This is a genomic window from Haemophilus haemolyticus (assembly GCF_003493605.1).
GTDB classification, from domain to species: domain Bacteria; phylum Pseudomonadota; class Gammaproteobacteria; order Enterobacterales; family Pasteurellaceae; genus Haemophilus; species Haemophilus haemolyticus_J.
Genome location: NZ_QQKA01000006.1, coordinates 12287 through 33417, shown reverse-complemented (window position 1 = coordinate 33417; position 21131 = coordinate 12287). Strand labels below are relative to the sequence as shown.

Genomic DNA, 21131 nt, shown 5'->3' with positions numbered 1-21131 from the left:
CCTTATTTTTTTACATCAACAAAAGGAATTTCTTCGCCTGTATCATTATTTTTGATAAATACATCTAATTGATTAAAGGCAATATCAATATTATGTTCTGCAAATAATTCATTAATACGGCGATTAAGGGCATCTGTAGTACTGGTGCGATCCCCAACTTGTTCTACATAAACACGTAACTCGTGATCCAGTGTACTTGCACCAAAAGTTAAAAAATAAGCAGATGGTTTAGGATCGCGTAAAACGGTCGGCTGTTCATCAGCTGCTTGAAGTAATAATTGGCGCACGAGTGTTAAATCAGAACCATAAGCAACACCAACGCTAATCACTAAACGTGTCATAGTGCTAGATAATGCCCAGTTGGTCACTTGACCTGTCACAAAAGATTTATTTGGCACAATCACTTCTTTGCGATCAAAATCAATCAATGTAATTGCACGAATACGAATTTTCGCTACAGTGCCGCTCACTCCATTAATGGTAACCACATCGCCAACTCGGATTGGGCGTTCAAATAACAAAATGATACCTGACACAAAGTTTGCAAAAATCTCTTGCATACCAAAACCAAGACCAACAGAAAGTGCGGCGAATAACCATTGTAATTTTGACCAAGACATCCCTAAGGTTGCAAATGCCCACGCACCACCAATGGCGATAAAAATATAAGTGAGCAATGTCGTAATCGTATAAGGCGTACCTTGTGAAAGATTCACGCGAGAGAAAATTAATACTTCCAAAATGCCTGAAATATTACGAACCAACACATAAGTAATTCCTACAATAACCAAAGCAACAAGAAGATTAAATAAAGTAATGCTTTCCATTACAGTGCCAGCATCGGTTGTCGTGGTTTGTTGCCAAAGTGTAATTTCACGTAAATAGCTCACTACGGCGACTAAATCTGACCATACATAGTAGAAAATCCCTAATAATGCTGTCCAAATAAAGAGATCTACAAAACGTAATAATTGGCTACGCACATCATTTAACGCCAAACTTTCCTCTGGCTCTCCCACTGCAACCACATCATCAGAGGACATATTTTCATAATTATTTTCAAGTGCTTTTTGACGACGTTTTTCTGCTAAACGACGATGTGCTAAACGACGAGAAGAAACCGTAATACCACGGTAAATCGTATTGCGTACTAACCACCATACACACCAAGCAATATAAGAATGAATAAAATGCTCAATCAAATTTAAAGCGGTGTAGTAATAGCCTAAAACAATAAGTACGATTAATCCCACAGGAATTAATCTCAAACCAATTTGTACAATTCTTATTAACCAATGATGTTTATTTGTTTCAGGTTCATAAGAGCGAAGTACTCGATTAAAACGAGGGGCAATAATCGCCGCACAGAAAATTAGAGCCGCAATAGTATTAATTTGACCTAACACATCATTAGCTAAACCTGCATCAGTGACATTGCTAAAAACAGAAGTATTTAAAAGCAATACAATCACAATAATAATGCGCTGGATAACACCACGAAAACGTTGTGCATTCTCTTTTGAAGATTCAAAATGATTAACAAAAATACCATTTGGACGGAACAATGAAATCCAAAATGTAAAGAACCACCAATAACCCGCCATACTAAATGACCAATGCCAAAATTCTTCTGGATTTTTGAAGAAAAAGAAGCCGATCATTTGGCAAACTGCTAAAAACCAAAGTGTACTAGAAAGCGTTAAAAACGCTGTTAATAACAGGGCAAGTGGAGTACTCCACTGACTATCTGTATCTAAACGATGTATTTCACGATTAATTTTGTTTAATTGTTGTTTAATACGATTTTTAAATTTAAAAATTGCACCGCCTACAATAAATAACCCTAAGAAATACATCAGCAAATAAGGTAAATTGTCATAATTAGTTGGAAAACCTAATTTTTTCAACATACCATTAAACTGTTCAATTAAAGTTCTTGGCAGCATTTTTACCCAATCTAAATTAATAGAATTATTACTTTTCACCCAAAAACTTTGCTGCTCTAATTTAGATTGAATTTGATCACTAATTTGTGTAATTTGCTGCTGTGTTAATTCCAAAGAAATCGCGAGATTTAATTGATTATTTAAAGATTTAATCAGATCAGATGTCATTTTTCGACGCTCAGTTAATAGCGTTTTAACTTGCGTTCTTTCTGCCTCAGTAAATTGTTTTCCATCTTCACTTTCAACTTTATTAATATAGTTATCTAGATCATAAAGTTCATTGCGTTTTTGAGTAATATCAAAAATATGTACACGCAAATCGGCAATTTGTTTTGATAAACCTTGAATATTTAAGTTAGTCGGTAATTTTTGTTTTTGTTGCTGGATAATACGTGAAAGAACTAACGTGCCTTGTAATGCACTAATTTGTTCATCAATAGTATGTTGAGTTTGAGTGAGGCTATCTAAAATATTTCGCATTCTTAACTCATCTTGAGTTAATGAATTCGCTTTTTCTGTTTGTTGTAATAAATACTGACCAAGCTGTGCATTGCGATCAAGCTCTTTTTGAATGTAATCATTTTGCACAGTTTTTTGCTGTTGCTGCTGAGCTTGTTCTACTTGATTTTGTGATTGCTGAAGATTTTTTTGATTAATGACTTCTTGAATCTCAATAATATTTTGCTGCTGTACTTGCAAACGTAAATTCAATAGGTCATAACGGCTTTGATAAAGTAAAGAAAGCTGATCATTATTTTTTAATAAGTTTTGATTATAACTATTCTTTAAATCAATCAGTTGTAATTCAATCTGATATTGTTTTCGCAATGTGCTACCAATATCATTATTGGCTAATTGTTGATTGATTTGCTGTGTGCGTACAACATTTTCTGTTAATGCCGCTTGTGCTCGTTCAGAAATAGAACTTTGCCCTGCCAATTGTGCATTTGCTGTGCTTAATGCGTTTTGCGTATCTTGTAATTGATCATTTAACTTAGTGAGACTATTTTGTAAATAGTCCTGTGATTGTGCATTATAATCAGTACTTGTTGCCGTTTCTTGTTGTTTTTTTAATGCTTGAATTTCTGCATTATTCTTTCTAATTTCACTCTCTGAATGGCTTAATGTTGTTTGCAATGCATCATTGATTTTTTGTTGAGCTTGAATTTGCTGCAATAAATCAATTGATGTTTGTAATTCTGCTAACAACGTATTTTTTGCCTCCCCCTCACTCATTTTTTGAGCGTTAGCCAAATCGGCTTTAAGCGATTGCTCCGTTGGTAATACGTTTGTTGAATTTGCCGCCAATACCCCTTGCGAAACGCTAAGGGTAAACATTGCCGAAGCAAAAAGTGCGGTAAAAAATGGAGGTGTTTTCATAAGTTTCCTAATCATTATTTTTCCCTAATCTAAATGGTAAACTAATTTATCTCATCTCGCTTTGCCAGCCAATCAGCAAGCTGTTTACGTGAGATCTTAATGCCTTTCTCAAGCATCAGTGGCAAAGGATAATATGCAATAGGTTGTTTAAAACGTGCAAGTTTATCTTGTAAAAAAAACATTAAATTTTCAACCGCACTTTTGCTAAAGGGTTCATTAAAATCCACTAAAGCGACAGGACGCTGACCAAATTCTTTGTTTTTTTGTGGTAAAACAAACACTTGATTAACTGAAGAATGTTGAATAATCACTTGTTCAATTTCTTCTGGCTGAATATTTTCGCCACCAGAAATAAACATATTATCAAGTCGTCCGATAATAACCAGTTCGCCCTCTTGCAAAATGCCTTTATCTTTTGTCTGAAACCAGCCGTCGCTATTCGTTAATGGAAAAATTTGTCGATCTTTCCAATATCCCATAGCCAAACCAGCGCCTTTTAGCCAAATTTCATCATTCACAAAACGATATTCTCGACCTAATAACGGTTGCCCTACGCCTTGTTTTTCATCAGATTGTTTGGCAAAAACCGTAGACGCCATTTCCGTCATTCCGTAGCCAGAATACGTTTCGATACCATATTTCACCATTTTTTGTGTAAGTTCTGTGGGAATATGCGTACCGCCCAGTAAAATATGACGTGTAGAAAATGAAATGCTCGGATTTTTCTGTAAATAATCTAATAAACGCTGTAATTGCGTTGGCACAAGAGAAACGTGAGTCGCCTCCAATAATGAAGCGTAAAAATCCGTTTTCGGAAAATGCAATTCAGCACCACAACTCAACCAACGCCAAACAATACCTTGACCTGAAACATGATATAACGGCAAGGAAAGTAGCCAAGAATGTTCACTATCGAACTTCATCAATTCGCATACACCCTTCGCATTATCTAAATGCGCTTGAACATTATGCACTACCGCTTTTGGCAAACCTGTCGAGCCAGACGTGAGCGTCATTGTAGCTGGGCGAAAAAAATCAGCTTTTTGTATAGCGAAGTCAGCTATTGGAAAATCCCTCAAATCTTCATCACAAAAACAAAAATCGATGTGATGAATCTCATATAATTCTTCAATTTTTTCTTGAGGAAACGCCGGATTAATGCCTAGAATTTTTGCACCCAGTTGGATTGTAGCAAGATATAAAAATAAAATGTTTTCTGTATTTTTTCCGACAAAAGCAACCGCACTTTCAGGATTTACACCTTTATTTTGTAAGAAAGAAACAGTTTGATTCACTTTCTCGGCTACTTGCGCCCAATTAAAAACATCGCCCTGTGCAGTGCGCAAGGCGATTTTATGAGAAAACTTAGGTTGGATAGCAAAGGCTTGCCAAGGATACATCATTAATTTACCGTGAAATATGCCCGCACTTCGTCAATTAAACTTTCAGGCAAATCCATTGATTGCATTGCGCCTTCCAACATCAGCATTTTACGGCCACTGTTTGTGTTAGTAATAACCCAATAAGGCGTATCTGGAATTTGTTTTGGTTTTGTATGATTACCAGTCATTAACAATGTTGCTTCGTCGCGCGCAAAATAAACTCGGGTGCGGCCTTGTAAAGATTCTGTGGCTTGCGCAAAACTCTCAGGATTAGTGCGATAAAGCACGCGCAAAATAGCCAAGAAACGCGTAACAGCTTTGCCTTCCTCTTGAAATTCTGTCGATTTTAATAAGGCTTGAACTTTTTCTACAATCTGATTAATCGCCGTTATCGGCTGTTTTTTCGTCGGTTTTACACTTTCTGACTTAGCAGGTTCGGTCTGTACTTCTACTTTTGATTCTGTTTTTTCGTTATTTTCAGCCGGAGCAAATGTTAAGTCATCAGCGAAAACACTCGCATGTGCCGGTAAATTAAGCAAACGGCGTAAAATATCCGAAGCACTTTCCCCAATAGAGCGGGTTTGGCTCGCAATGTATTGGTATAATTCTTCATCAACTTCAATGATCTTCATTTTTTTCTCTCTGTTTGCTAGAATTTTTTTAATTATAGCGACTTATTTACAAATTCTCACGCAAAAATTATGGCAAATTCATTGCTCAATTATCAATTTCATCAAGTAAAACAAACGATTAATTCCCCAACTTTAGTTTTTATTCACGGTTTATTCGGGGATATGAATAACCTTGGTATCATCGCCAGAGCTTTTAGCGAAAATTACAATATTTTACGCGTAGATCTGCGCAATCACGGCCATAGTTTTCATTCGGAAAAAATGAATTATCAACTTATGGCTGAAGATGTTATCGCAGTTATTCTCCACTTAAATTTACCCAAAGTGATTCTAATTGGTCATTCTATGGGGGGAAAAACCGCCATGAAAATCACCGCACTTTACCCAGAATTAGTTGAAAAATTAATTGTAATTGATATCTCTCCCCTACCTTACGAAGGATTTGGGCATAAAGATGTGTTTAATGGCTTATTCGCTGTAAAAAATGCAGCCCCTAAAACTCGTCAAGAAGCGAAACCGCTCTTAGAGAAGGAAATTGACGATCAGGATGTCGTGCAATTTATGCTGAAATCTTTTGAGCAAAATTCACCTGATTATTTTCGCTTTAACCTCACCGCACTTTTCAACAATTACGCTAACATTATGGATTGGGAAAAAGTGCATGTACTCACGCCAACGCTGTTTATCAAAGGAGGTAATTCTTCTTATATAAAAATAGAGAATAGCGAAAAAATTTTAGAACAATTTCCTCATGCGACGTCTTTTACTATTAGTGGTTGTGGGCATTGGGTGCATGCTGAAAAACCTGAATTTGTTATACGTGCGATAGAGCGATTTGTAAATAAGAATTAATTAATTTAAATGAGAATACTTTTGTAGTATACTCCCACACAATTTAGGGAATATCCCCTATTTATAATCATACGTTAAATTTTAAAAGGAAAGAAAAATGGCAGTTGTTGGTCTATTTTATGGCAGTGACACAGGCAATACCGAAAACATCGCAAAAATGATCCAAAAACAATTAGGTAACGACTTAATCGATATTCGTGATATTGCAAAAAGTAGCAAAGAAGATATTGAAGCATATGATTTCTTACTTTTCGGTATTCCGACTTGGTATTACGGAGAAGCACAAGCAGACTGGGATGATTTTTTCCCAACGCTAGAAGAAATCGATTTTACAGATAAACTCGTAGGTATTTTCGGTTGTGGCGATCAAGAAGACTATGCTGATTATTTCTGCGATGCTATCGGCACCGTGCGCGACATCGTAGAACCGCGCGGCGCAATCATTGTGGGTAACTGGCCAACTGAAGGCTATACTTTTGAAGCATCAAAAGCATTATTAGAAGACGGAACTTTCATTGGGTTGTGTATTGATGAAGATCGCCAACCTGAACTCACTGCAGAACGTGTGGAAAAATGGTGTAAACAAATTTACGATGAAATGTGTTTAGCCGAGATCGCTTAGAATTTTTCACATAAAAGGGAGGGAACTTTATGTCTGAAGAAAACATTAAATTACTTAAAAAAGCTGGATTAAAAATCACTGAACCTCGTTTAACCATTCTTAGCTTAATGCAAGAACACAAAAATGAGCATTTCTCAGCAGAAGATGTGTACAAAATTCTACTTGATCAAGGGAGTGAAATTGGCTTAGCGACAGTTTACAGAGTATTAAACCAATTCGATGAAGCTAATATTTTAATTCGTCACAATTTTGAAGGTAACAAATCTGTATTTGAGCTAGCACCAACTGAACACCATGATCATATTATCTGCGAAGATTGCGGAAAAGTATTTGAATTTAGTGATAATATTATTGAACAACGCCAACGTGAAATTAGCGAAAAATATGGCATTAAATTAAAAGCGCATAGTTTATATCTTTACGGGAAATGTAGTGATATTAATCATTGCGATGAAAACAATTCAAATAAATAACATCTCTAAGGCGACTCAATGTCGCCTATCTTATATTCAAATTTTATCCGAAAAAATAACCGCTCTTTTTTAAAGTGCGGTTATTTTCTATTTAAAATTTTAAGGATTAATAAACACCTTGTGCCAACATGGCATCAGCAACTTTGACAAAACCTGCTACGTTTGCGCCTACCACATAGTTAATATTTTCTTGCCCCTCAATCGTGCCGTATTTTTTACAGTTTGCATGAATATCTAACATAATACGATGCAATTGTGCATCCACTTCTTCTGCAGTCCAATACAAACGTTGTGAACTTTGCGCCATTTCTAAACCAGAAGTTGCCACACCACCAGCATTAGCCGCTTTACCAGGTCCAAATAATACTCCTGCTTCCTGTAACGCTTCTGTTGCTTCAATGGTAGTTGGCATATTGGCACCTTCAGCGACCAATCTCACGCCATTTTTAATTAAAAGTTGAGCATCTGAAAGTTCTAATTCATTTTGAGTTGCACAAGGAAGCGCAATATCAACTTTCACTTCCCAAGGGCGTTTACCCTCAAAATATTGCAAACCAAATTGTTCTGCATAATCTTTCACTCGACCACGTTTCACATTTTTAATTTCTAAAAGTGCGGCTAATTTTTCAGTAGTAAATCCCTCAGCATCATAAACATAGCCTGATGAGTCAGAGCAAGTCACTACTTTTGCACCAAGCGATAATGCTTTTTCAATAGCATATTGCGCAACGTTACCAGAACCAGAAACTGATACGACTTTACCCGTAAAACTATCGCCTTTTTCAGCCAACATGGCTTGAGCAAAATAAACTAACCCATATCCCGTTGCTTCTGGACGAATTAAACTCCCCCCAAAAGATAATCCACGCCCAGTAAAGACACATGCTGCTTGGTTTGATAATTTTTTCATATAGCCAGCTAAATAACCAACTTCGCGCCCACCAACACCAATATCACCCGCAGGCACATCCGTATCTGCCCCTACATGACGATAAAGTTCAGCTATCAATGCTTGGCAAAAACGCATGACTTCTGCATCTGATTTTCCTTTTGGATCAAAGTCCGAACCACCTTTTGCACCGCCCATAGGCAATGTGGTTAAAGCATTTTTAAAAATTTGCTCAAAACCCAAGAATTTTAAGATTGATAAATTTACTGATGGATGGAAACGCATACCACCTTTAAATGGACCAATTGCACTGTTAAATTGTACACGAAATGCACGATTTACCTGTACTTGCCCTTTATCGTCAGTCCATGCCACACGGAATTGAAATGCACGTTCAGGCTCGACTAAACGTTCTAATAATCCCTCTGAACGATATTTAGGATTAGCTTCTAAAAAGGGCCAAATAGAAGTAAATACTTCTCTCACCGCTTGTAAAAACTCAGGTTGATGACCATCACGTTGAGCGACTTTTGATAAGAATGCATCTAAGGAAGCAACTGTAGACATAATGAATTTCCTTCTTTGTTGTTGATGTTGTGTGTATTGTGTTTTTTAATTATGTTCGCCTCATCGGGCACACTGATAATATGCAATGAGCGATTTAACGTTGCAATAATTTTTATGAAGGAAATTCAAAGAAAAATAAAACAGAAAGAAATTATCTAAAAAATCACCCAATTTATTAAATAGAAAATAAAAATAAAGATAATAACCTAATAAAATGATGATATTTTAGGTGAAAAAACGACTCTTTTACTAAGCTATAAATCACATTTATTTGTGAATAAACAAAAGATATTGTTTTATGAAAAAATAACGCGAGGATGACATCAATGCAATAAAAAAGGGGCTAAGCCCCCATTTTATATATTAATCGATTCATTATTCTGTTTTTTCTGATTCATCGTTGTTTTCAACCGCACTTTCATCGTCTTTGGGTTGATAAAAACGAGCAACTAATAGGCCAAGCTCAAAGAGTAAGCACATCGGCACCGCGAGCAAAGTTTGTGAAAAAATATCAGGAGGCGTTAAAAGCATGCCGATAAAAAATGCCCCCACGATAATATAAGGACGTTTTCCTGAAAGAGCCTTCACTGTGGTAACACCAGTCCAGCAAAGTAGAATGATAGCTATCGGTACTTCAAAACAAACACCAAAGGCTAAAAACAACGCTAAAGCAAAATCTAAATAACTGCTGATATCTGTTGCAATAGCAACACCTTCCGGTGCAGTTTGTGTAAAGAAACTAAATACAAAGGGGAAAACAACGTAATAAGCAAAAGACACGCCACAATAAAATAAAATTGTACTTGAAAATAGCAACGGATAAATCATCCGTTTTTCATGTTGGTACAATGCAGGCGCAACAAAAGCCCAAATTTGATAAAGCAAATAAGGGACAGAAATAAAAACAGCAACAATCGCTGTCAATTTAATTGGCGTAAAGAAAGGCGTTTGAATATTGGTTGCGATCATCGTCGCACCTTTTGGCATAACAGCCGTTAAAGGTGCTGCAACGAAATGATAAATATCATTGGAAAAATATACCAATGCGACAAAAACCAATACCACACAAATCACACAGCGTAATAAACGGTTTCTTAGCTCAACAAGGTGTGTAATTAGAGGTTGAGATTCATCCACATTACTCATAAAAACTCGCTATGATTCAGTTTTTGAAGATTGAGATTTTGGTGCAGGGGCGATTTCAATATCATCCGGCGGATAATAATCAGATAAACGCTCAGTCAATTCTGCTTGCTCGTGGGCTTCAAGTGCGGTTAAATCTGCAGGTGTTTTTTCTACTTCAGGTAAAGTTTCTGTAGAATCCTCAGTTAATGCTACATTTTGAGACTTTTCTGCATTTTCAGCCGTACTTTTAATTTCTTTAATTTGCTCTTCCACTGTTGTACCAGCTTGAGCCGCTTTATCTTCTAGCTCTGCTTTCATTTTATCTGCTTGAGCTTTTAATTCCTCCACCGTTTTACTCAATTCTGGTGAAAGGGTTTGCAAGTTCAAAGATTCAGCTTTTTTGATACTATCCTGTAATTCTTGCAATTTTAGTTCTTGTTTCAACTCATTTTGCACATTGGCAGCTAAACCACGAATCGTTTTCACCCAACTCATCACTGTGCGAATAGCGACAGGTAAACGCTTCGGCCCTAGCACAACTAGGCCAACTACCATTAACAAAACAAGTTCTGAAAAACCAATATCAAACACGGATTAAGCCTGTTCTTTCTCTTTTGTAGTTTCAGTTTTTGCAGATGTTGCATTATTGTCAATAGACTTAAATTCTGCATCTTTTGCTTTTTCATCATCTTGCATTGCTTTCTTAAAGCCTTTCACAGCAGCGCCAAGATCTGAACCCGCATTTCTTAATTTTTTCGTACCGAAAACCAATAAAATGACCACTAATAAGATAATCATTTGAGCAGGGGATAAACCAAACATAATAAACTCCGTTCTGTAAAAAAGAAAAAATTTGGGTCGGAATATACCCTTTTTACCCACGTAGAACAATAGCTATCGGGGATTATTTTCAATTTATCACGATATTAATGATAAAACTCAATATATGAATAAACTAAAAATGGCTAAAAATTTCTTTCTAGCCATTTCATGCTTATTTCCAAATGCGGGAATCTAATATTTTCTTACGTAATTCAGGGTGTTCGTCAATTTTAAACTCTGGTGTTTTTCCTTCTTTAAGTTGGCGTTGATAATCCTTCATCAATTTCCATACAATTGGCGACAACATCAAAATTGCGATCAAGTTAATGATTGCCATGACTGCCATTACAGTATCTGCGAAATTCCATACCACATTACCTGAACGAACCGAACCAAAATACACGAAGAATAGCACCATTAAACGGAACAACAATACAAACCAAGATTTGTTTTTAATAAAACGGATATTACTTTCCGCATAAGCATAGTTACCAATAATAGAAGAATAAGCGAATAACAATAAGATAAACGCCAGGAAATGCACTCCAAATTCACCTACATGATATTGCAAGGCATTTTGCGTAAGTGAGATACTTTTGAGCGTTTCGCTACCATAATTATTGGAAAGCAAAATAATAACGGCAGTACAAGTACAAACGATCATAGTATCAACAAAAACACCGAGCATTTGCACTAAACCTTGGCTAACTGGATGCTTCACGTGAGCTGCTGCAGCCGAATTAGGCGCAGACCCCATCCCCGCTTCGTTTGAGAATAAACCACGTTTAATCCCCATCATCATTGCTTTTGATACCAATGCACCAAACATTCCGCCAGCGGCAGCATCAAAACTAAATGCACTTTGAACGATACGATGAATCACGGAAGGAATCATACCAATATGCATACCAAGAATAATTACCGCCATAATCAAATAGAAAAGCGCCATCATTGGCACAAGACTACTCGAAATAATCGCAATCCGCTTAACACCACCGAAAATAATAAGTGCGGTCAAAATTACTAATGAAATACCAACATATTCCCCTTTCCAATTCCACGCATTACTCGTCGCTTCAACAATAGAGTTTGCCTGTACAGAATTAAAGGCGAAACCAAATGTAAAAATTAACGCAAGCGCAAAAGCCACTGCCATACAACGTGATTTTAAACCTTGTACAATATAATAAGCTGGGCCGCCACGGAATGATCCATCTTTATTTTGAATTTTAAATAATTGAGCAAGGGTAGATTCAGCGAAAGCACTCGACATACCAATAAATGCCGTTACCCACATCCAAAACACTGCGCCTTCGCCCCCTAAGGCGATTGCCGTTGCAACCCCACCAATGTTACCCACACCAACGCGGCTCGCAAGACCTGTTGTAAACGCTTGGAAAGGTGTTAATGAACTCCCCTCCACCGAACGACCAAACCACATTTCACGAAGGCTTGCAGGGAATAAACGGAACTGCACAAATCCTGTTGTAATGGTAAAAAATAGACCCGTCCCAAGCAAAATAATAATGGTGGCATCCCATAAAGGTTCATCAAGGTGTGCGACTATCCAAGTTAGCACTTCTTCTAACATTTTTGAAAATTCAAATTCCATAATCATCCCTCAAGCGATAAATAATTTGATTGTATGTTTTTTCAATGAAAAGGCGAGATTTTTTAATAATTTCTCTAAAGAAAAGAAACACAAACAAGAAAAAATCTAATAAATTCACAATATTCTAAATATTTTCCAAAACAAAGGGCGTATTATTTGAACACGCCCACTAGTTTGTTGAATTATTTGGTTAAAAACAACGCTGCCGCACCACGCACACCACCAGAATCGCCGTGTTTCGCTTTTTTAATTGGCGGAACTTTTGCCGTCCGCATCAAGTAAGGCGGCAATGCTTTTGGTAAAGCCTCATAAAGGTAATCAAAATTAGATAATCCACCACCTAACACAATCATATGAGGATCAAATGCCGTAATGATATTGCCAATAGAAATCGCCGCCAACTCAACAAAAAGATTCACAAAATCTACCGCACCTTCATTGCCTTGATAGAACAAATCAATAACTTCACGAGCAGATAATGTTTCGCCTTTCAAATCTCGATAAAGCATTTCAAAACCGCGACCTGACAGATAATTATCCAAACAAGCTTTGTTGCCACAACCGCATTGATAAATTGGAGCTTTATCCCATCCCAATAATTTCAAGGCATGATAATTTAGTTGTAAATGACCAAGCTCTCCCGCCATTCCAACTTGACCTGAATGAACTTTACCATTTAAGACAAAGCCACCACCAAAACCAGTCCCAAGAATTAAACCAAGTACAGTCGAATATTGCTGATTTTCCGTATCCCATGCTTCAGATAACGCAAAACAATTTGCGTCATTTTCTGCCCGCACTTCACGGCCTAAATGTGCAGACAAATCGCGTAAAATTGGTTTATTATCTGCCACACGAATATTGGTAATTTCGGCTAATCCAGTTTGTTGATTAACAAAACCAGGTACGCCCAAACCTACGGTACCTACTTCACCAAACTTTTCATCAGCTCGATTCACTAAATCCACAATCGTGTTAAGCCATTCTTCATAATCGGTTTTAGGTGTTGGCACCCGTTCAGAATATAATTTTTCTAATTTTTCATTGAATACGGCAAGCTCTATTTTCGTGCCACCAATATCTAAACCATAATACATAATCTGCTCCTTTATAAAGAAGTGCGGTTAAAATTAGGCAAAATCTTAACCGAACTTTAATCATTATTTTATGACGAAGATCGCCTTTTTCTTCAAAAAGGCAAAAATAATGCTATTAATCAACCATGCCAGCAATGTCGCCACCAATAAATCAATTGGGTAATGCATGCCTAATCGCACACGGCTAATCAACATTAACAAGCCCCATACCGCAATGCCCACCACCAGCAATTTTGCTTTAAAAGAACGGTTACCCAATAATTGGGTAAAGCCAACAGCAAGCATCAGCCAAGTTGCTGCAAAAATCGTATGCCCAGAAGGGAACGAATACCCCGTTTCATTTTCATAATGATGAACTAACCAAGCTGGCGTGATGAAATCCATAGAATAAAAATCCTTAGCCATTTCTACACGCAAAGTGCGGTCATTTTTATAAAAGTTTTCAGGCGTTGAATGAGTTTGCTCAGCTAGATAAACGGTGAACGGACGAGGTTCTTCAAATAATGCTTTTGCCCCTGTTTTTGCGGCTTGAGTGGCAATAACTGAAATCCCCATCACGATTACGCCTAATAGCCATTGTTTTGGATTTTTAAATAAAAACGCAAACAAAAGCGTAAATAACACACAGGTGAGCAACGCATAAGGTACGCTACCCGTTTCAGTGAGCAAATAAAGCCAATAATCAGCTTGAGTTAATTGGCTATTACCATGCCACTGATAGGAAATACCCCAAATAAAAAATGGTACAAGACAAAGTAATAACGTATATAATGACAGCCTTTTTAACATGCTCGCCCCTTGATAATAAAAAATAACGCGCGCATTCTAACAGAAATGACTACGAATAAGGATCACTTTATGGCAAAAATTCAGCTAGTTGCGCAAGCCAATTTACCTACTGAATATGGTATTTTCAAAATGGTGGGATTTGAATTTCCAGATACAAAAAAAGAACATGTAGCCTTAGTGATGGGCGATATTTCTAATGCTGATGAACCAGTGTTAGCACGCATCCATTCTGAATGTTTAACTGGCGATGCGCTTCACAGCTTAAAATGCGATTGTGGGTTCCAACTGGCAACAGCGTTGAAACAAATTAAAGAAGAAGGTCGCGGTGTCTTAATTTATCATCGTGAAGAAGGCCGTGGGATTGGTTTGATTAATAAAATCCGAGCTTATTCTTTACAAGATAAGGGAATGGATACCATTGAAGCCAATCTTGCTTTAGGTTTCAAAGCGGATGAACGCAACTTTGAAGTCTGTGCCGATATGTTCGAGCTACTCGGTGTAAAAAAAGTTCGCTTGATGACCAACAACCCAGAAAAAGTAGAAACCATGAAAAAAGCAGGTATCAACGTGGTTGAACGAGTACCGCTTAATGTCGGCGAAAACCGCTACAATACAAAATATCTTGATACGAAAGCGAAAAAAATGGGACATTACATTGTGCATAACAATGATGAACAACATTTAATGACCTGCCCACATTGCCAAGAAGAGATTATTTAATAAAATAATACATGTTAAAAAAGCCATACTGTTGTATTGAACAGTATGGCTTTTTTATTTAAACTTTATGCCATGGAATAATCAAAAGATTTTTTAGCATATTGCTAAAAACGAGAAACCCCGTCTCGTATTCCAAAGATCGGGGCTTATCAGGAGTAAGTAAAATGAAAAAAATTGCCTTTTTCATTTTCTTGATTATCTGTTGTTTAGTTAGCTGTTCCGGAACAGTTATCTAAGATAATCGCAAGGGGACGATGTAGGAGTTGTCCCCAATGCCTCCAATCTTAAAGAATTCTTTCCTTGATTGCAAGCGTGATTACTAATTTTTAACCTTTCGCCACAAATCTTTACTATAAATGGTTCCAACAGAATTTACTTGCGCACCCATTATACTTGGCGCAAGATAAACAGGCGTACTATATTGAAAAATGGGTAACACTAAATATTCTTGTTGAACTATCCCTTTTAATTTCGAGTAATTTTCTAACTGCACTTTTTCGGATGTTGTCGTCATTGCACTTTCAAATAAACGATCAAATTCTGCATTTTTATAGCCATTTTTGTTATCAGGGCTTTTTGAATAGAACAAATTTAAGAAAGCAACGGGATCATTAAAATCTGCGCACCAGCCAGAACGAATTAATTGAAAATCGCCTTTTGTGCGGGCGGTTTGCAATTCTTGCCAGCTCATCCCTTGATTTTCAACTCGTAATAAATCTGATTGAGATAATTGGCGATTTAATCTCGTTGCAATGGTTTGATTCAGAGACGAATCATCATAACGAATACGCAATTTCAATGGATGAGTTTCACTAATTTGATTTTGGGAAAGAAGCTGTTCTGCAACAACTGGCTCCCAAACAGATTCTTGCTCACCTAGCATAGATTTTGGCAAAAAAGTATTACTTGGATGAAGATGAGCAATATCTGAAACCAAATTTTTGGTAGAAATCATCGAAACAATCGCTTTTCTTACCGCACTTTTTTGTAACACAGGATCGGAAAGATTAAACTCATAGAAGTAAGTACAAAATTGCGGATAATCTTGGATATTCTGATCGACTTTTTTCGGATTCATTACAACATCAAAATCAGACAAATCTGCATCAACGGAAATTTTTTGATATTTCACTTGCTGAAATATCACTTTTTCTTTCGCCCAATAATAAGGATTGGTAGTTAAAATATGCTGATTTTCAGCCTGACTTTGTAACTGATATGCGCCATTACTGATAAATATTTCAGTCGATTTAGCATAGTGAGGCAAAAGACTGATATGTGCCAGCATAGAAGGTAAATATGGTGATGCTTTATCTAATTCAATGCGTAAAGTGTGGTCATTTTCAGCAAACAATCCTAGGGATTCAACAGGTAACGCTTTTTCCAATACTGCCTTCGCATTTTTCAGATTCATAAAAGCCAAATAATTTTTAAGTGGGCTTTCAGATTGAGAAAGTGTTTGCCAAGATTGTACAAAATCTGATGCAGTGATAGGCTCGCCATTTGACCATTTAGCATTTTCACGCAAAGTGAAAATCCAAGTTTTATTGTCTTCGGTTTGCCAATTTTCTGCTACAGCTGGAACAAGATTACCCTGCACATCATAAGCTGTTAATCCTTCAAAAAGATCTCGTAATAATTGAGTTTGTTCTTCGCTTTGTGCTTGCCAAGGTTGCAAAGTCAAATCGCTATAAACGCCACGTTTTAATTCAATTCGGTTAGATTCTAATTGAGTATTTTTTGGTGTCTCAACTTGTGGCGAAATAGGCTTAGGACTATCCAATTTATCACAAGCCACCACCGTAAAAATAATAGAAAAAATAACCGCACTTCGTTGGCACAACGCGAACAAATTATTCATTTTCGGTTTTAACCCAAAATAAGAAGAACCAAAACTTAATGCAAATCAACGCAACAATGACACTACGCCCTATTACGCTTGGCGTAAAATAAAAACCAATTAGTAGCATTGTGGTAACAAAAGTCAAAATACAAATTTTAGTATTTTTCTTTAATGATCGATTTTCATTAAAGGACTTGAGATGTTTTTGATAAATACTTGTACCTACAAACCATTGTTCTAAGCGTTTTGAACCTTTGGCAAAGAAAAATAAAGTAAGTAATAAAAAAGGCGTAGTCGGTAAAAGAGGAAGAAAAATGCCAATGATGCCAAGAGCAAGAGAAAGAAAACCTAAAATAATGTAAATAATTTTCATAATGTTCCTAATAAAAAAGAAAATGCGAACCATTATTACTGATTTTTTAGATTTTTCAACCTTGATATTATAGAATTTGCCGTCACATAAAAAGCAGTTTTCAAAAAAGGAACATTTATATCTATGTCAAATCCATTACTTAACATTCAAGGCTTACCGCCATTTTCACAAATCAAACCAGAACATATTCAACCGGCTGTTGAAAAATTAATTCAAGATTGTCGCGATACGATAGAACAAGTGTTAAAACAACCGCACTTTACTTGGGAAAATTTCATTTTGCCTTTAACGGAAACTAATGATCGCTTAAATCGTGCTTGGTCACCCGTTTCTCATCTCAATTCAGTAAAAAACAGTGCTGAATTACGTGAAGCCTATCAAGCGTGCTTGCCGTTACTTTCTGAATACAGCACTTGGGTTGGTCAGCATAAAGGGCTTTATAATGCCTATTTAGCGTTAAAAAACAGTGCTGAATTTGCTGATTATTCTATTGCGCAAAAGAAAGCCATTGAAAATTCACTGCGTGATTTTGAACTTTCAGGCATTGGGCTTTCCGAAGAGAAACAACAACGTTATGGCGAAATTGTGGCGCGCTTATCGGAATTAAATTCACAATTTAGCAATAACGTATTAGATGCCACCATGGGTTGGGAAAAACTCATTGAAAACGAAGCAGAACTTGCAGGCTTACCAGAATCCGCACTGCAAGCTACACAACAATCTGCCGAAAATAAAGGATTGAAAGGTTATCGTTTTACGTTAGAAATCCCAAGTTATTTGCCGGTGATGACTTACTGTGAAAATAGTGCATTGCGTGAAGAAATGTACCGCGCTTATGCGACACGAGCCTCTGAACAAGGCCCGAATGCTGGTAAATGGGATAACAGTAAAGTTATGGAAGAAATTCTTACATTACGCGTGGAATTGGCGAAATTACTCGGTTTTAATACTTATACCGAACTTTCACTTGCCACTAAAATGGCAGAAAACCCAGAACAAGTGCTTGATTTCTTAGATCATCTTGCCGAACGTGCCAAACCACAAGGCGAAAAAGAACTGCAAGAATTGAAAGATTACTGCGAAAAAGAATTTGGTGTCACTGAACTTGCGCCTTGGGATATTAGTTTTTACAGCGAAAAACAAAAACAACATTTATACGCCATTAATGATGAAGAACTTCGCCCTTACTTTCCTGAAAATCGCGTGATTTCGGGATTGTTTGAATTAATTAAACGCATTTTCAATATCCGTGCAGTGGAACGCAAAGGCGTGGATACTTGGCATAAAGATGTGCGCTTCTTTGATTTAATTGATGAAAACGATCAACTCCGAGGCAGTTTCTATCTTGATTTATATGCGCGCGAACACAAACGTGGCGGTGCGTGGATGGACGATTGTATTGGGCGCAAGCGTAAACTGGATGGCAGCATTCAAACTCCTGTGGCTTATTTAACTTGCAACTTCAATGCACCTATAGGGAATAAACCAGCCTTATTTACGCATGATGAAGTCACCACGCTATTCCACGAATTTGGTCACGGAATCCATCATATGCTCACGCAAATTGATGTCTCCGATGTGGCGGGTATTAACGGAGTGCCTTGGGATGCGGTAGAATTACCAAGTCAATTTATGGAAAACTGGTGCTGGGAAGAAGAGGCATTGGCGTTTATTTCAGGGCATTACAAAACAGGCGAGCCATTGCCAAAAGAAAAACTTACGCAACTGTTAAAAGCAAAAAATTTCCAAGCCGCGATGTTTATCTTGCGCCAGCTTGAATTCGGGATTTTTGATTTCCGCTTGCATCACACCTTTGATGCGGAAAAAACCAATCAAATTCTAGAGACACTTAAAGCGGTGAAATCACAAGTTGCCGTTATAAAAGGCGTAGATTGGGCAAGAACTCCGCACAGTTTCAGCCATATTTTTGCAGGGGGCTACGCCGCGGGTTATTACAGCTATTTATGGGCTGAAGTGCTATCAGCAGACGCTTATTCACGCTTTGAAGAAGAAGGTATTTTCAACTCAATCACTGGCAAATCATTCTTAGATGAAATTCTCACGCGTGGTGGATCAGAAGAACCAATGGAGCTATTCAAACGCTTCCGTGGTCGTGAACCGCAATTAGATGCGTTGTTAAGACATAAAGGAATTATGAACTAATACGTCAAACTATAGGGCATGCACAACATGCCCTTTCTCAAATATCTCCCTCTAAAATAAATCCCACCATAAAAACATAGTACATTTAAACCGCACTTTATCTAGACAAAACCTGCAAACGAGACATTATTTTTACAAATAGCCGCAAGACAAACTCATAGAAATTCACGCAGAATAGACTAATTTCCTGTATAATTTTTCACATATCTATCCAACTCATTACACAAAATATTCTGAGGATTTTATGGCAGCTGCAATTCAACAACGTGCCGAACTTCAACGCCGTATTTGGCAAATTGCTAATGATGTGCGAGGCTCGGTCGATGGCTGGGATTTCAAACAATATGTGCTTGGCACGCTTTTTTACCGTTTTATTAGCGAAAATTTTGCCAATTACATTGAAGCGGGCGATGAAAGCGTAAATTATGCCCAATTACCTGATGAAATCATCACACCTGACATTAAAACAGATGCCATTAAAACGAAAGGCTACTTTATTTACCCAAGCCAATTATTTAAGAATGTCGCGGCTAATGCTGGCAGCAATCCTAATTTGAATACTGATTTAAAACAGATTTTTACTGATATTGAAAACTCAGCGACGGGCTTTCCGTCTGAACAAGATATCAAAGGCTTATTTGCCGATTTTGATACCACCAGCAATCGCTTAGGCAATACCGTAAAAGATAAAAACGACCGCTTAACGGCTGTTTTGAAAGGCGTGGCTGAACTTGATTTTGGCAAATTTGAAGATAACCACATTGATTTATTTGGCGATGCATACGAATATCTTATTTCTAACTATGCCGCCAATGCAGGCAAATCTGGTGGCGAATTTTTCACCCCACAAAGTGTTTCCAAACTCATTGCTCAAATTACAATGCACGGGCAAACCTCAGTCAATAAAATTTATGACCCCGCAGCAGGTTCTGGCTCACTTTTGCTTCAAGCCAAAAAACAATTTGATGAACATATTATTGAAGAAGGCTTTTTCGGGCAGGAAATAAACCATACCACATACAACCTTGCCCGTATGAATATGTTTTTGCATAACATCAACTACGACAAGTTTGATATTGCTTTAGGCAACACCTTAATGGAACCACAATTTGGCGATGATAAACCTTTCGATGCCATCGTTTCTAACCCGCCTTACTCCGTGAAATGGGCTGGCTCCGACGATCCAACATTGATTAACGATGAACGATTTGCCCCCGCAGGTGTGCTTGCCCCAAAATCAAAAGCAGATTTTGCCTTTATTTTACACGCATTAAGCTATCTTTCAGGCAAAGGCAGGGCGGCGATTGTCTCCTTCCCTGGCATTTTTTACCGCGGCAGTGCGGAGCAAAAAATTCGTCAATATTTGGTGGATAATAATTTTGTGGAAACCGTGATTGCCCTTGCACCTAATCTATTCTACGGCACCAGTATTGCGGTGAATATTTTGGTGCTTTCCAAACACAAACCCAATACCCAAACCCAATTTATCGATGCCAGCGGTTTATTTAAGTCTGCCACCAATAACAACATTTTAGAAGAGGAACATATCGAGCAAATCCTAAAACTCTTTGCCGATAAAGAAGATGTGCCGCATTTGGCAAAATCCATATCCTTTGAAGAAATCGCCCAAAATGACTACAACCTTGCAGTAAGTTCGTATGTGGAACAAAAAGACACCCGCGAAGTAATTAATATTGATGAACTCAATGCTCAAATTCGTAAAACAGTTGCCAATATCGACCGCTTGCGTGCGGAAATTGACAAGATTGTGGCAGAAATTGAGGGGTAAAATGTAGGGTGGGCTTCAGCCCACCAATTTACGATAACAGGTGGTGGGCTAAAGC

The 21131-nt window shown here is 37.3% G+C and carries 18 protein-coding genes; 6 read left to right on the top strand and 12 right to left on the bottom strand.

The genetic code is table 11. From position 1 onward, the window contains the following. Positions 1-2: 2 nt before the first annotated feature. From mscK to seqA, 3 genes are read right to left on the bottom strand one after another with little or no spacing between them, the layout of a single operon-like run. A complete protein-coding gene (mscK, locus tag DV424_RS05450; protein WP_192880659.1) occupies positions 3-3326 on the bottom strand; it encodes a mechanosensitive channel MscK in 3324 nt (1107 codons plus the stop codon). Positions 3327-3367: 41 nt separating this feature from the next. Continuing rightward, a complete protein-coding gene (gene menE / locus DV424_RS05445; RefSeq protein WP_118859387.1) occupies positions 3368-4726 on the bottom strand; it encodes an o-succinylbenzoate--CoA ligase in 1359 nt (452 codons plus the stop codon). A 2-nt stretch (positions 4727-4728) separates the two neighbouring features. After that, positions 4729-5340 carry a replication initiation negative regulator SeqA gene (gene seqA, locus DV424_RS05440; RefSeq protein ID WP_118859339.1) on the bottom strand — a complete coding sequence of 204 codons (612 nt, stop codon included), beginning with the start codon at positions 5338-5340 and terminating at the stop codon, positions 4729-4731. Between the two features lie 69 nt (positions 5341-5409). Between seqA and DV424_RS05435 the strand changes: the two genes are divergently transcribed. The 3 genes from DV424_RS05435 to fur all read left to right on the top strand — a co-directional run bounded on the left by DV424_RS05435 (position 5410) and on the right by fur (position 7287). Further along, positions 5410-6192 (top strand): alpha/beta fold hydrolase, encoded by a 783-nt coding sequence (locus DV424_RS05435; protein ID WP_118859338.1) that lies wholly within the window; start codon positions 5410-5412, stop codon positions 6190-6192. A 97-nt stretch (positions 6193-6289) separates the two neighbouring features. Continuing rightward, positions 6290-6814 carry a flavodoxin FldA gene (gene fldA, locus DV424_RS05430; RefSeq protein WP_046938891.1) on the top strand — a complete coding sequence of 175 codons (525 nt, stop codon included), beginning with the start codon at positions 6290-6292 and terminating at the stop codon, positions 6812-6814. Between the two features lie 29 nt (positions 6815-6843). Next, positions 6844-7287, top strand: coding sequence for a ferric iron uptake transcriptional regulator (gene fur, locus DV424_RS05425; RefSeq protein ID WP_046938890.1), 444 nt, complete (start codon positions 6844-6846; stop codon positions 7285-7287). 106 nt (positions 7288-7393) lie between these two features. Here the strand turns inward: fur and gdhA are convergent, their stop codons facing one another. The 7 genes from gdhA to DV424_RS05390 all read right to left on the bottom strand — a co-directional run bounded on the left by gdhA (position 7394) and on the right by DV424_RS05390 (position 14188). Further along, positions 7394-8743 carry an NADP-specific glutamate dehydrogenase gene (gene gdhA, locus DV424_RS05420; protein ID WP_118859337.1) on the bottom strand — a complete coding sequence of 450 codons (1350 nt, stop codon included), beginning with the start codon at positions 8741-8743 and terminating at the stop codon, positions 7394-7396. A 375-nt stretch (positions 8744-9118) separates the two neighbouring features. Then, on the bottom strand, positions 9119-9889 hold the full coding sequence (gene tatC / locus DV424_RS05415) for a twin-arginine translocase subunit TatC (protein WP_118859336.1): 771 nt from the start codon (positions 9887-9889) through the stop codon (positions 9119-9121). A 9-nt stretch (positions 9890-9898) separates the two neighbouring features. Further along, positions 9899-10459 carry a Sec-independent protein translocase protein TatB gene (gene tatB, locus DV424_RS05410; protein ID WP_118859335.1) on the bottom strand — a complete coding sequence of 187 codons (561 nt, stop codon included), beginning with the start codon at positions 10457-10459 and terminating at the stop codon, positions 9899-9901. A 3-nt stretch (positions 10460-10462) separates the two neighbouring features. Next, entirely contained in the window at positions 10463-10690 is a 228-nt protein-coding gene (gene tatA / locus DV424_RS05405) for a twin-arginine translocase TatA/TatE family subunit (protein ID WP_005629124.1), read from the bottom strand. Between the two features lie 172 nt (positions 10691-10862). After that, complete coding sequence (locus tag DV424_RS05400; protein WP_192880658.1) at positions 10863-12302, bottom strand: alanine/glycine:cation symporter family protein; 1440 nt, start codon at positions 12300-12302, stop codon at positions 10863-10865. A 182-nt stretch (positions 12303-12484) separates the two neighbouring features. After that, on the bottom strand, positions 12485-13399 hold the full coding sequence (nagK, locus tag DV424_RS05395; protein WP_118859333.1) for an N-acetylglucosamine kinase: 915 nt from the start codon (positions 13397-13399) through the stop codon (positions 12485-12487). Positions 13400-13462: 63 nt separating this feature from the next. Further along, positions 13463-14188, bottom strand: coding sequence for a phosphatase PAP2 family protein (locus DV424_RS05390; RefSeq protein ID WP_118859332.1), 726 nt, complete (start codon positions 14186-14188; stop codon positions 13463-13465). 69 nt (positions 14189-14257) lie between these two features. On the opposite strand from DV424_RS05390, the gene ribA reads away from it, so the two are divergent. Further along, complete coding sequence (gene ribA, locus DV424_RS05385) at positions 14258-14908, top strand: GTP cyclohydrolase II (protein ID WP_118785846.1); 651 nt, start codon at positions 14258-14260, stop codon at positions 14906-14908. A 319-nt stretch (positions 14909-15227) separates the two neighbouring features. Here ribA and DV424_RS05380 read toward each other — a convergent pair whose 3' ends face one another. Both DV424_RS05380 and DV424_RS05375 read right to left on the bottom strand, forming a co-directional pair. Further along, positions 15228-16769, bottom strand: coding sequence for a peptide ABC transporter substrate-binding protein (locus tag DV424_RS05380; RefSeq protein ID WP_118859331.1), 1542 nt, complete (start codon positions 16767-16769; stop codon positions 15228-15230). Then, a complete protein-coding gene (locus DV424_RS05375; RefSeq protein ID WP_118859330.1) occupies positions 16762-17124 on the bottom strand; it encodes a YbaN family protein in 363 nt (120 codons plus the stop codon). Before DV424_RS05375 ends, DV424_RS05380 begins: the two co-directional genes overlap by 8 nt. Positions 17125-17247: 123 nt before the next feature. Between DV424_RS05375 and prlC the strand changes: the two genes are divergently transcribed. Continuing rightward, positions 17248-19287: an oligopeptidase A gene (gene prlC, locus DV424_RS05370; RefSeq protein WP_118859329.1), complete on the top strand. Its 2040-nt coding sequence runs from the start codon at positions 17248-17250 to the stop codon at positions 19285-19287. 244 nt (positions 19288-19531) lie between these two features. After that, entirely contained in the window at positions 19532-21076 is a 1545-nt protein-coding gene (locus DV424_RS05365; protein WP_118859328.1) for a type I restriction-modification system subunit M, read from the top strand. The last annotated feature ends 55 nt before the right edge of the window (positions 21077-21131 follow it).